Here is a 12,594-nt window from a genome sequence, read left to right on the forward strand (position 1 = left end):
CTTATTTGACCGCGCCGGCGGTCAGGCCGCTGACGAGGTAGCGCTGCAGGAAGAAGATCACGATCATGGCGGGTGCGATCCCCACGAAACTCGCCGCCATCAGCTCGTTCCAGATGACCTCCTGGCGACCGAAATAGGCAAACAACCCGATCGGCAGCGGCATGTATTCGGTCTTGGAGTTGAAGGTCAGTGCGAAGATGAACTGCTGGGCATAGGCGCCGATGAAGGTGGTGATCGCGACCACGGCGATGCCCGGCGTGGCAAGCGGCAGGACCACCCGGCGGAAGGTGTAGAAATAGCCCGCGCCATCCACATAGGCGGCCTCTTCCAGCTCACGCGGAATGCGCATCATATAGGTGCGGAGCAACCAGATGGCTGACGGAATGAGGAAGGCGACACCCGGCACGATCATCGCGAAATAGGTGTTGAGCACGCCGAGCGAGCGCATGAGCCGGAAGAGTGGAATGAGCAATACGGCGCCCGAGAACATGTTGACCGCAAGGAAGGCGGCGAGCAACTGACCACGACCGCGGAACTCGAAACGGGCGAAGGCATAGGATGCCGGCACGACCAGTAGGAGGACAACGACGGTCGCTATCGTCGAGATGAAGAAGGAGTTGAAGATATAGCGGGCAAAGCCCGGCACACTGTCCCACATCGTGATGTAGGCATCGAAGGAGCCGTTCTCCGGGAAGAAGCGGTAGGGCGAGGAGAAGAGCTGGCTGAGCGGCTTCAGCGACACCAGGAAGCCTTCGACAAAGGGCGCCAGAACGAAGGTCAGGAACACCGCGATCCCGGCATAGATGCCAACCAGTTCATACCAGCGATAGCGGTTGATCAGGGCTGTCTTGTCGTAGCTCATCGGGCATGCTCCTGCGAGAGACGGCTGGTGACGCGGAAATAGGCGACGCAGAAGATCGAAAGGAAGATGCAGATGAGCACCGCACGGGCAGCGCCCTCGCCATACTTCTTCGAGCCGATCGCCGTGTGATAGGTGTCGATGATCATCGTGGTCGTTTCACCGCTCGGACCGCCGCGCGTCAGGATCCAGATGATGTCGAAGGAATTGAAGGTCGCAATCAAAGACAGCATCGACATGGTGATCATGGCGGGTAGGATCAGCGGCATAGTGATGCGGCGGAAGCGATAGAAACGACCGGCGCCATCCGTCCAGGCAGCCTCGTAGAGATCCTGCGGGATCGCCTGCATGGCAGCGAGCATGTAGAGCGTCACCATCGGCACGCCGATCCACACATCGGTGAAGATCGTCGCCCAGAAGGCCGTTGAACCATAGGCGAGGAAGGCGACGGGGCCATCGACCACGCCCATGCGCTGAAGCACGCCGGAGATCATGCCGAACTGGCCGTTATACATCCAGCCCCACATGAAGATGCCAATCGCCATGGGCACGATCCACGGCGGCATCGTCAACACACGAAAGAGCGTCCGGCCAGGCACGGCTGCATTCAGCATGGCCGCACCGAAGGTACCGATGATCATCTTGATCGACACCGAGAAGAAGGTCCAGATGAAGGTCCTGACGATGACTTCGCCGAAGGTGTCGTTGAAAATCTTCTCGTAATTCGTCCAGCCCACCCAGTTCGTCGTCTTGCGGAGCGACGCATCTGTGAAGGACAGGATGAAGGTATCGACCAGCGGATAGGCGACGATGACGGCAATGTAGAGAAGAGCCGGCGCGATCAGCAGCCAGGCGAAGATGATGGCACTTTGGCGAGCTTGCATCCGACCGCTCCCTTACGCTGACCGGGCGCGGACGGAAGCGTCCGACGCGCCATGCAGGCATGCATCGAACTTTTCCCAGACCGGCTTCAGATCCACGACCTTGCGGGCGAGGCGTGCCTCGTCCATGGCGAGCGCCAGAATACCGGCCTCCAGCGCATCGATGGCGGAAACGGGCTGCTTGGCGCCCGTCTGAACGAAGGCGATGACATCCTCGGCCATCTGCTCGTCGGCGCCATAATGTTGTGACAGCGAGGACGGCGCCTTGTAGGTGTTGGCGATCACCTTCTCGTTGGTGCGGGCGTCATGCACGTCCATAAAACCGCGGACGAAATCGCCTTCCGCCATGCCCTTCGAACCGATCACGCAGAAGCGGCGAAATTCGTCCGGCACATTGAGATTGGTATGGAAGGTCATCGACACGCCGTTCTCGTACTCGACGATCGCGGTCTGGAAATCGATGATGTCACCGTCGCTGTCGAAGACCTTGTCGGAGCCCTGCCAGCCGCTCGGCTTGCGGTGATAGACGTTGAGATCGTTGACACCTTCTGCCTCAGGCGCATTTTCCGGCACGAAGCTCTTGCGGCCGCCGAAACTTGCTACGAAACGCGGGCGCGCGCCGACGACACCGTTGTAAAGGTCGAGGTCGTGGCAGCACTTCTCCAGCATGAAGCCGCCGGCATAACGGCCGTAGCGACGCCAGTCGCGCATGAAGAAAGCGCCGTGATAGGGCTGAATGTGCTCGGAGGCCTCGATCGAGACGACATTGCCGAGACGCCCCTCTTCCTGCGCCTTGCGCAGATCGCGATAGAGCGGGGAGTAACGCAGGACCAGACCGACCAGCAGGCGGTCGTGGCCGTATGTGTTGAGCAGAGAGGCGAGCGCGTAGCTCTCCTCGATGCTGGTGACGATCGGCTTTTCGGTGAAAACGGTCAGACCAGCCTCAAGGCCGAGCCGGATATGATCGAGATGCAGGTGGTTCGGCGACCCAATCATCAGAAGATCGAATGTTTCGCCGGCGATCAGGGCTTCAGGCGTGTCATAGACCTTGCCGGGAGAGATACCATGCTCATCAAGCGTCGCCATGCCGGCCGGCGCCGGATCGACATAACCGACAATCTCGAAAGTCGGGTCGATCTCCCTGAACACCCGACCCAGATACCCCAGACGGAATCCGAGTCCGATAATGGCGACCTTCATAGTGCATTCCCCTGGTTTCGTAATTATTTTTCGTAGACTGCGTCAAAAATCCAACATCGTCAACATGGGAAGCAAAATTCCCACGCCCTATGAAAATAGTTTTCACATCAGTCGCCGAAATCGGATGAAGAGCGAAACATCGCAGTTCCCAGCGCCGCGCACTCCAATTCGGCGGCAAAGAGGAAAGGCTTTGGATTGGCCCCTCTCCAATCGTTAATTTAAGATACCAAAACTAGTCCAATCGTAAAGCCAGAACCCCAGGAATCCGAAGATAAATCGTGCAAATCGCTGTTTTGACGATGAAATTTCTACATTTCACCGTTATCGAGCCCACCCTTTTCAAAACCATTTGCGAAATAGGTTTCTGGTTGGTATTGTTTTCACAAAGACCACCGAGGGACGGAAACATGCCGATGCTGATGACGGATTGCACATCGACCCTCCGACGGCGCGTCCCCCAACACGAAGCCAGAGGAACCGCATGAGCACGTCCCTTCCCCTGGAACAGCTTCAATCGGTCCGTGGCGGACCGCTTTACGTCAAGCTCCGCAAGATGATCGAGGACGCCGTCGCGTCCGGTCGCCTGAAGCATGGCGACGCACTCCCGGCCGAACGCGACATCGCCGAGGCGGCCGATATCAGCCGCGTCACAGTGCGCAAGGCGATCGACGAACTCGTGGAAGAAGGCCTGCTCATCCGTCGTCGTGGGTCCGGCACCTTCGTCGTCAAACCCGTCCCACGCATGCAACAGCCGCTCAGCCAGCTGACATCCTTTACCGAAGACATGCGCCGGCGCGGCATGGTCGCAGGCTCTCGCTGGCTGGGACGCGGCCTGTTTTATCCGACCGCCGAGGAAACCATGATGCTCGGCCTCGTCGGTGGCGCCCGTGTCGCCCGGATCGACCGTCTGAGAACGGCGAACGACATGCCGATTGCGCTGGAGCGCACGAGCCTGCCGGACGACCTGCTGCCGGATCCGGACAGAATAGAGGATTCCCTCTATCTCTGCCTGCTGGATGCCGGGATCCGGCCCGTACGGGCAAATCAGCGCATCTCTGCCGTCCTCCTGAAGGACGAGGAAACCAAGCTGCTCGGCGTGCCCCCCGGCTCTGCGGCCCTCTCGGTGCAGCGCATTGCCTATCTCGAAACCGGCCGCGTGATGGAAATGTCGCGCGCACTTTATCGCAGCGATGCCTATGACCTGGTTGCCGAACTCGGCATCGGCTCGCCCATGAAGCCTCAAGACTGAAAGTTTGCCCGATGACCACCAAGATGCGTGAGGAGATCGACGAGATCCCCGCAGCCGCTGCCCGACTGCTGGATAGCTCCAGGACCGTGATATCAGAAGCGGCGAACGCGCTGCGCGACAAGGACCCAGGCGTGGTCGTCACGATCGCCCGCGGCTCTTCCGATCATGCGGCGCACTTCCTGAAATATGCAATCGAGCTGCAGATGGGCCTGCCGGTCGCCTCGCTCGGTCCCTCGCTCGCCTCGATCTACGAGACGCCGATGAAGCTCGGCAAGGCCGCAGCCTTTGCCGTCTCCCAGTCCGGCGCAAGCCCCGACATCGTTGCCATGGCCAGAGCAGCCCGGGACGGCGGCGCAACCACGGTGAGCCTGGTCAACACCCTGCCCTCGCCGCTCGCCGATGCCGCAACCTTCGCCATCGACATCAAGGCGGGTCCCGAAATCGCGGTTGCCGCCACCAAGTCCTTCGTCAATTCGATCGTGGCAGGCCTTGCCATCCTTGCAAGCTGGAGCCGTGACGACGCACTCACTCGCGCCGTGAACACGCTGCCCGAGCATTTCGAAAAGGCGCTTGCCCTCGACTGGAGCGCCTTGCTCGAACCGCTGAAGTCGGCAGACTCTCTCTACATGCTCGGTCGTGGCCCAGCACTCGCCATTGCCGCCGAGGCCGCGCTCAAATGCAAGGAAACCTGCGAACTGCACGCCGAGGCCTATTCCTCCGCCGAAGTCCTGCATGGTCCGGTCTCGATCGTCGGTCGTGATTTTCCCGTCGTTGCCTTTGCCGCCCGCGACAAGGCCGAGGCCTCGATCGCCGGCACCGTCTCGAAGCTTGCGGCCAGCAATGCCACCTGCTTCATCACCTCGGATCAGGCGACGGCCGGCCACAAGCTGCCCTTCATCGCAACCGGACATCCAATCACGGATGCGCTGGCCCTCATCGTTCCCTATTATGGCTTTATCGAATCCCTCTCCCGTGCCCGCGGCTTCAATCCCGACAAGCCGGTCGCACTGAAGAAAGTCACCGAGACCCAATGAGACAAGCCTTCGCCATCACTGCAAGCCGCATCTTCGATGGGCACCAGTTCCACGAAGATGCAGCCCTCCTGGTCGACAACGGCCAGGTGAAGGCTGTTCTATCCAGCGCCGATTTGCCCGCCGGCATAATCAGGCAGGATTTGGGCGATGCGCTGATTGCCCCCGGTTTCATCGACCTGCAGGTGAACGGCGGCGGTGGTGTGCTGTTCAACAACGATCCGACTGTCACCGGCATCCGCACGATCTGCGAGGCCCATGCCCGCTACGGCACAACAGCGCTTATGGTCACGCTGATCACGGATGCACCGGAGATCAAGCGCGAGGCAATCACCGCCGGCGAGGCAGCAGCTACCGCTGGCGAGCCGGGCTATCTCGGCCTGCATCTGGAAGGCCCGCACCTCTCGATCGCCCGCAAGGGCACCCATGATCCGGCCCTGATCCGCCCGATGGCGCAAGCCGATCTCGACTATCTCGTCGAGCAGGCATCGCGTTTCGGCATCCCGATGATCACCGTCGCACCGGAAAGTGTCACACCGGATCAGGTCAAGCGCCTTGTTGAGGCTGGCTACCGCGTCAGCCTTGGCCACACCGACACGAGCTGCGCCAGCGTCGAGGCCTATGTTGAAGCCGGGGCGACGCTCGTCACCCATCTCTTCAACGCCATGAGCCCGCTTGGCAATCGCGAACCCGGCCTCGTGGGTGCTGCCCTCACCTCGCCTGCCCTGCATTGCGGCCTGATCGCTGACGGCTTCCATGTCGATCCTGTCACCATGAAGATCGCGCTCGCCTCCAAGACCGGCACCGCCCACATCTTCCTCGTCACCGATGCCATGTCGACCATTGGCTCTGATGAGACAAGCTTCGACCTGAACGGCCGAACCGTCTACCGCCGCGATGGTCGCCTGACGCTGGCAGACGGAACACTGGCCGGCGCCGACATCGACATGCTATCCTGTGTTCGCTACGTGCACGAAAAACTGGGACAGCCCCTGGAAGAAGCGCTGCGCATGGCATCGCTCTATCCCGCTGAGGCCATTGGGGCCAAGACCAAGGGAAGCCTAGCCGCAGGCCAGGATGCCGACTTCATTGCCCTGAGCCCGGATCTCGACATCCACTCGACCTGGATCGCAGGCGCCTGCGTCCATGCTGCCGACACCGCGCCGAGCAGGGCCTTCGCATGATCGTCTGCTTCGACATCGGCGGTACGGCCATCAAGGGTGCGCTCGCAACGAACCCCGAAGACATCCGCCCCTTCCCGCGCAAGCCGACCCCGATCCACGATTTCGACGCCTTCGTCGCAACACTTGCCTCCGTCATCGCGGAAGCCGAAGCCATCGCCGGGGAGCGCGCTGCCTGCATTGCGATCTCGATCGCCGGCGTCATCGATCCGGATACGGCGAACGCCGTTGTCGCCAATATCCCTTGCATCCATGGCCGGCCGCTGCAGGCCGATCTCGAAGCCGCCCTCGGCCTGCCGGTCATCGTCGCCAATGACGCCGACTGTTTCGTGCTTGCCGAAGCCGGCATCGGCGCAGCACGCGGCCATCGGGTCGTGTTCGGCGTCATCCTCGGCACCGGCGTCGGCGGCGGCCTCGTCATAGACGGCAAGCTGATCAACGAGAGCGGCTTCGCCGGCGAATGGGGCCATGGGCCGATACAGCCGACGGAAGCCGGCACGCCTCCGATACACGTGCCACGCTTCCAGTGCGGCTGCGGCCAGATCGGCTGTATCGATGCGATCTGCAGCGCGCGGGGCCTCGAAAAGCTGCACAAGCACATTCACGCCGAACAGCTGACGAGCGAAGAAATCATCGCCGACTGGCTGACGGGTGACGCGAAGGCCGAACGCACCATCGATGTCTATGTCGACATCCTCACCGATCCGCTCTCGGTCGTGGTCAATGTCACCGGAACCACCATCCTGCCCGTTGGCGGTGGTCTTTCGAATGTTCCGGAACTGCTGACCCGGATCGATAAGGCCTTGCGAGCACGCATCCTGCGCAAGTTCGGCAATCCGATCGTCGTTCCCGCAGCCTGCCGTGTGGAGCCGGGCCTCGTCGGCGCTGCCATCCTTGGCCTCGACTTCGCCAAAGACCACAGGGGAGACTGACATGGCCGCAGACATGCTGGTGAAGCTTTATGAGCTTCACGTCGATCCGGACCTTGAACAGCGTATGACGGCCCAGGGCGTGACCATAAGGCGCGCACTGGTACCCGAACTTGCCGGAATAACGGCCTGGATCGAGCATCGTTTCGGCGCCGGCTGGGCAGCCGAAGCGACGGCGGCAATCATGCGCCAGCCTGTGACCTGCTGGATTGCCCATGAAGGCGAAACGCTGCTCGGCTTTGCCTGCCACGAGGCCACCATGAAGGGTTTCTTTGGCCCGACCGGCGTGGATGAGAAGGCCCGCGGCCGGGGCATCGGCCATGCCCTCTTGATCCGCACGCTCCTCGACATGCGCGACCAGGGATACGGCTATGCGATCATCGGCGGCGCCGGCCCCATGGGCTTCTATGAAAAGAGTGTCGGTGCCATCGCCATCCCCGGCTCGTCGCCCGGCATTTACAAGGAGATGCTGCCGCTTGCCGCACCGTCAGGCATGGCGGACTGAGAAACCTCAGCCGAGTTCCAGTGTGGTGATCGCATAGACGCCCGTCTTCTGCACGGAAGGCGGCTCGCCTCGATACATGCGCGACGTCTGGAAACCTTGCCTGAAGCCGAGACGGCCGAGCAGGTAGCGGAACCCTTCCTGGTATTCCGGCACATCCAGATGCACTTCCTCGCCCTTGAGGTTTGCAAGGCAGATCTTGAGCAGATCCTCCGCCGTTCGCCCATCCATGGCAAACAGCGGCCCGATCTTGTAGCCGTTGAGGCAAGGTCGCATCACGGCATAGCCGGCCACCACACCCTGCCGACGGCAGAGGAAGGCGCGGCGCGGAGGCTTGAGCCAGTCTGTGAGGAAATCTTCTCTCGGCGCGGGAAAGAAAGCCCGATCGAGCCCAAGGATCTCGCCGGTATCACCCTCGGTGATCGCCTCGCACCGTGCGAAGCTCGCAGGCAGGGCAGGCATGCGCTCGATGCTCCAGCGCACGGTGTCATAGGCGGGCGCAAAACCCATGCGGCCATAATTCGCCTGCTGCTCGACAACCCCGTCGAGGCCGATAACACGGTGCCCGAGATGCGCCATTCCTGCATCCCACACCTGTCGTCCGAGCCCTTGGCCCCGAAAATCCGGACGGCAGATATAGAGCCCGATGAAGCCGAAGCCGTCCCCATAGCGCACGGCGGAAATCCCGGCGGCGAGCCGCCCGTCGACAAAGCAGCCAATGAAACCTTCTGGATCGGCGGAACGGAAGGCTGCGGCATCGCCATACCCCGGGTTCCAGCCTTCGAGCGCCGCCCAGCCAACGAGATACTCGACTTCGCCAGCCGTCAGCACCCTGATCTGCACATCCTCTGCCACGCTCATACGCCCATGGCAGCGGGAGAGAAACGGGCGAGCTCGCCGTGATAGGTCTTGGAGACCGGCGTCGCATAGGAGCCGCGCTTGGCGGTTGACAAGCCCTGCGCAACAAGGCTTTCCGCCTGTTTCACGGCCGCCGCCACGCCATCAACGACAGGCACGCCGAACTCCTGCCGCAACGCTGCCGTTAGATCGGCCATACCAGCACAGCCGAGCACGATCGCCTCGGCCCTGTCGTCCTTCAGAGCGGCGGAGATCTCGCTGCGCAGCCGATCGCGGGCGTTGGAATTCGGATCCTCCAGGGACAGAACAGGCACATCTGCCGCCCGCACCTTGCAGCGGCTGCCCATGCCATAGCGGTGCACGAGATGTTCGACGGGGAGCCGCGAGCGCTCCATGGTGGTCACGATCGAAAAACGCTGGGCTATGAATGCGGCTGTAGAGACCGCTGCCTCGCAGATGCCGATGACCGGAATAGCAGCCAGCGCCCGGGCTGCATCCAGCCCCGTATCGTCGAAACAGGCAATGACGATCGCATCTGCCCCCTCGCGTTCCGCCTTGGCGATTTCCACCAGCAGGCCAGGCACCGCGAAGACCTCGTCATAATAGCCCTCGATCGAAACTGGCCCCATCGACGAGGTGATCGCCAGGATTTCGGTTTCCGAATGTGCCACACGGCGCGCCGCATCCGCGATCGTCGCAGTCATACTAGTCGTCGTATTCGGATTGATGACGGCAATCTTCATGCCATCAACCCCGACTTCTGCGGCGGTTCATGGCCATGATGATGCCGAGCGTTCCCGCGATCACCAGGAAGGAGAAGAGCGTTGTCACCGTGCCGAGCGCGTAGAGCACAGGCGTCGTGACATTGGTCGTCATGCCGTAGATCTCGAGCGGCAGCGTGTTGTAGGTCCCCGAGGTCATCAGCGTACGCGCAAACTCGTCATAGGATAGCGTGAAGCCGAAGAGCCCGACCCCGATCAGCGGCGGCGCGATCATCGGCAAGACAACGTGGCGGAAGGTCTGCCAGGAGGTGGCACCCAGATCGCGCGCGGCTTCTTCGTAAGCAGGTGAGAAACGGTTGAAGATCGCGAACATGATCAGCACGCCGAAAGGCAGCGTCCAGGTAAGATGCGCGCCGAAACCGGATGTATACCAGGCCGGCTGAAGACCCAGCTGGCTGAACAACACGCCGATGCCGAGCGAAATGATGATCGAGGGCACAACGAGGCTGGCAACCGAGAGATAGAAAAGCGCCGTCGCCCCGGCGAACTTGCGGCGGAAGGCAAGGCCCGCCAGCAGCGAAACGACCACCGTGACCACCATGACCATGAAGCCGAGCGCGAAGGAACGGCGAAACGAACCGCCGAAATCACCGACCGCTTGCTGCTCGAACAGGTTGGCGAACCAGCGCAGCGAGACCCCGTTCAGCGGAAAGGTAAGGCCGCCATTCGGCCCCTGGAAGGAGAGGATCACAATTGCAGACAAGGGGCCGTAGAGGAAGAGTACGAAGAGGGTGAAGAAGATGGCGAGCACGTAGAATTCGCGCGATCGTTTCTCGGTGTTCATCTCAAAGCTCCTTCCTGATATCGACGACACGCAGAATGGCGGCAACCATCAGCAGAACCAGCGCCAAGAGCACGACGGCGTTGGCGGCAGCTGCCGGATATTGAAGCAGCGACATCTGGTTCTTCATCATCAGCGCAACAGACGCACTCTGCCCGCCGGACATGACCTGCACCGTAGAGAAATCGGCCATAACAAGCGTCACGACGAAAATCGTACCGATCGCCATGCCGGGTTTCGACAGGGGGATGATGACATTGGTCAGGATCTGCCAGCCGCTGGCACCGGCATCACGCGCGGCTTCCAAGAGCGACCGGTCGATGCGCATCATCGTGTTGAAGATCGGCGTCACCATGAACAGCGTGTAGAGATGCACCATGGCAAGCACCACGGCGAAATCGGAATAGAGCAGCCACTCGATCGGCTGTGGCACGATGCCGGCATTGACCAGCGCGGTATTGATCAACCCGTTTCGCCCGAGCACCGGGATCCACGAAATCATGCGGATGATATTGGATGTCAGAAACGGCACGGTGCAGACGAGGAAAAGCACGCTCTGCATCGTTGAGGTGCGGACGTGAAATGCGAGGAAATAGGCGACCCAGAAGCCGACGAAGAGCGTGATCCCCCAGACGATGAAGGCGAATTTCAACGTGTTGAAATAGATCTTCCAGGTGACCCAGGAGCCGAGTGTCTCGGTGTAGTTGAAGGTGACGAAGTCAGGATACATCTGGGCGAAGTCGTAGTCCCAGAAGGACACCGTCCCGATCATCAGGATCGGCAGCAGCAGGAAGGCGCCGAGGATGAGCATGAGCGGCGTCGCCTGCAGATAGGAGACGAGCCTAAGCGGCACACGGATGACGCGTTTCGGCTTCGGCTTGCCGACACCCAGAAATCGCACTTCCACCATGATGTTAGGTCTCCTGTCGCTTCGAAAAGAGCGGACCGGGAAGGTTGCCCCTCATCCGGCTGCCGCCTCCTTCTCCCCGCAAGCGGGGAGAAGGCATTTGTGGCTAACCTCCCCCTCAAGGGGAGGGTGGTAGATCAAGCCGCGATGAACTCGTTCCAGCGGCGGACCATGTAGCGATCTTCGTCCATGACGGAGTTCCAGCAGGCGACCTTGCCCATGCGCTCTTCGAAGGAACCGCCGTCGCGAACCGCACCGGCCTTTTCCATCACGGCACCTTCCGGAGACATGATGTCACCGGTCGCGGCCTTGCCTTCGATCCAGTAGCCCCACTCGTCGGCAGACATGAATTCCTTCGCGGTTTCCATGCAGGCCGAGTAGTAGCCCTGGCGGTTGAGATAGCCGCCGACCCAGCCGGAGGTGTACCAGTTGATGTATTCATAGGCCGCGTCGAGCTGCGCACCGGTGAGGTGGGCGGCAAGACCCAGACCACCACCCCACGAGCGATAGCCTTCCTTGAGCGGCTGATACTTGCAGGCGATGCCTTTCGAGCGGACGGCGGCAACGGCCGGCGACCACATCGACTGGATGACGACTTCGCCCGATGCCATCAGGTTGACTGACTCATCGAACGACTTCCAGAAGGCGCGGAACTGGCCGTCCTGCTTCGCCTTGATGAGGAAGTCGATCGTCGTGTCGATCTCGGCCTGCGTCATGTTGCCCTTGTCGGCATATTTGATGATGCCCATGGCTTCGCAGATCATGGCGGCATCCATGATGCCGATCGATGGAATGTTGAGGATCGAGGTCTTGCCCTTGAAGGCCGGGTCCATGATGTCGGCCCAAGACGAGATCTCACGACCAACGAGGTCCGGACGGATGCCGAGCGTATCGGCATTGTAGATGGTCGGCATCATCGTGAAGAGTTCGGTTTCGCCGGACGCAAAAGTCTTGGCATCCTTGCTTTCGACATAGCCGACCGTGTGCGGCGCAGTCCCCTGCGCAATCACGCTGTCCGGCAGCAGCTTGCCGTTTTTGAACAGCGGAACGACCTTGTCGTAGAACTTGAGCTTCGAGGTTTCCATCGGCTGGATGACGCCGGTCGGATAGACCTTCTTCAGGATCCAGTATTCGATGTCGGCGATGTCGTAGGACATCGGCTGGGTCACGGCGCGCTGGGCTGCAGCGTCCGAATCCGTCGCCGTCATCTCAAGCGTGATGCCGAGGTCTTCCTTGCACTTCTGGGCGATGGCATTGATGTTCGACACGCCCGTGCCGAACTGGCGAAGCGTGATCGGGTTCTGCGCCCAGATTGTCGGGAAGCCGGTGATGGCACCCGAACCGGCGGCGAGGCCGGCGGCGGCCGATGCGGTCTTCAGGAATGTGCGGCGGGATACGCCCTTCTTCGTCTTGCTGCTGTCTGACATTGCGCTG

The 12,594-nt window shown here is 61.2% G+C and carries 13 protein-coding genes; 5 read left to right on the top strand and 8 right to left on the bottom strand.

All coding sequences use genetic code 11. From position 1 onward, the window contains the following. Nucleotide 1 precedes the first annotated feature (1 nt). From GH983_RS15645 to GH983_RS15655, 3 genes are read right to left on the bottom strand one after another with little or no spacing between them, the layout of a single operon-like run. The gene (locus GH983_RS15645) at nt 2-862 is read right to left on the bottom strand and encodes a carbohydrate ABC transporter permease (protein ID WP_054147854.1); all 861 of its coding nucleotides are present in this window, start codon (nt 860-862) and stop codon (nt 2-4) included. After that, complete coding sequence (locus GH983_RS15650) at nt 859-1,743, bottom strand: carbohydrate ABC transporter permease (protein WP_054147853.1); 885 nt, start codon at nt 1,741-1,743, stop codon at nt 859-861. The genes GH983_RS15645 and GH983_RS15650 overlap by 4 nt, the downstream gene beginning before the upstream one ends. A 12-nt stretch (nt 1,744-1,755) precedes the next feature. Further along, complete coding sequence (locus tag GH983_RS15655) at nt 1,756-2,940, bottom strand: Gfo/Idh/MocA family protein (RefSeq protein ID WP_153762877.1); 1,185 nt, start codon at nt 2,938-2,940, stop codon at nt 1,756-1,758. A 481-nt stretch (nt 2,941-3,421) separates the two neighbouring features. On the opposite strand from GH983_RS15655, the gene GH983_RS15660 reads away from it, so the two are divergent. From GH983_RS15660 to GH983_RS15680, 5 genes are read left to right on the top strand one after another with little or no spacing between them, the layout of a single operon-like run. After that, entirely contained in the window at nt 3,422-4,189 is a 768-nt protein-coding gene (locus GH983_RS15660) for a GntR family transcriptional regulator (protein ID WP_069043263.1), read from the top strand. An 11-nt stretch (nt 4,190-4,200) separates the two neighbouring features. Beyond that, nucleotides 4,201-5,223, top strand: a complete 1,023-nt coding sequence (locus GH983_RS15665; protein ID WP_153762878.1) for an SIS domain-containing protein — start codon at nt 4,201-4,203, stop codon at nt 5,221-5,223. Then, nucleotides 5,220-6,404 carry an N-acetylglucosamine-6-phosphate deacetylase gene (nagA, locus tag GH983_RS15670; protein ID WP_153762879.1) on the top strand — a complete coding sequence of 395 codons (1,185 nt, stop codon included), beginning with the start codon at nt 5,220-5,222 and terminating at the stop codon, nt 6,402-6,404. The genes GH983_RS15665 and nagA overlap by 4 nt, the downstream gene beginning before the upstream one ends. Then, on the top strand, nt 6,401-7,333 hold the full coding sequence (locus tag GH983_RS15675) for an ROK family protein (RefSeq protein ID WP_153762880.1): 933 nt from the start codon (nt 6,401-6,403) through the stop codon (nt 7,331-7,333). The genes nagA and GH983_RS15675 overlap by 4 nt, the downstream gene beginning before the upstream one ends. Before the next feature lies 1 nt (nt 7,334). Further along, nucleotides 7,335-7,835, top strand: coding sequence for a GNAT family N-acetyltransferase (locus GH983_RS15680; protein ID WP_153762881.1), 501 nt, complete (start codon nt 7,335-7,337; stop codon nt 7,833-7,835). Between the two features lie 6 nt (nt 7,836-7,841). On the opposite strand, the gene GH983_RS15685 is transcribed toward GH983_RS15680, so the two are convergent. The 5 genes from GH983_RS15685 to GH983_RS15705 all read right to left on the bottom strand — a co-directional run bounded on the left by GH983_RS15685 (nt 7,842) and on the right by GH983_RS15705 (nt 12,587). Then, nucleotides 7,842-8,693, bottom strand: a complete 852-nt coding sequence (locus GH983_RS15685) for a GNAT family N-acetyltransferase (RefSeq protein ID WP_153762882.1) — start codon at nt 8,691-8,693, stop codon at nt 7,842-7,844. Beyond that, nucleotides 8,690-9,433, bottom strand: coding sequence for an aspartate/glutamate racemase family protein (locus GH983_RS15690; RefSeq protein ID WP_153762883.1), 744 nt, complete (start codon nt 9,431-9,433; stop codon nt 8,690-8,692). The genes GH983_RS15685 and GH983_RS15690 overlap by 4 nt, the downstream gene beginning before the upstream one ends. A gap of 4 nt (nt 9,434-9,437) precedes the next feature. After that, nucleotides 9,438-10,256: an ABC transporter permease gene (locus GH983_RS15695; RefSeq protein ID WP_153762884.1), complete on the bottom strand. Its 819-nt coding sequence runs from the start codon at nt 10,254-10,256 to the stop codon at nt 9,438-9,440. 1 nt (nt 10,257) lies between these two features. Next, complete coding sequence (locus GH983_RS15700) at nt 10,258-11,163, bottom strand: ABC transporter permease (RefSeq protein WP_153762885.1); 906 nt, start codon at nt 11,161-11,163, stop codon at nt 10,258-10,260. Between the two features lie 134 nt (nt 11,164-11,297). Next, nucleotides 11,298-12,587: a PotD/PotF family extracellular solute-binding protein gene (locus GH983_RS15705; protein WP_069043254.1), complete on the bottom strand. Its 1,290-nt coding sequence runs from the start codon at nt 12,585-12,587 to the stop codon at nt 11,298-11,300. Between the last annotated feature and the right edge of the window lie 7 nt (nt 12,588-12,594).

It is taken from the genome of Agrobacterium sp. MA01 (genome assembly GCF_009650195.1).
Taxonomy (GTDB): Bacteria; Pseudomonadota; Alphaproteobacteria; order Rhizobiales; family Rhizobiaceae; genus Allorhizobium.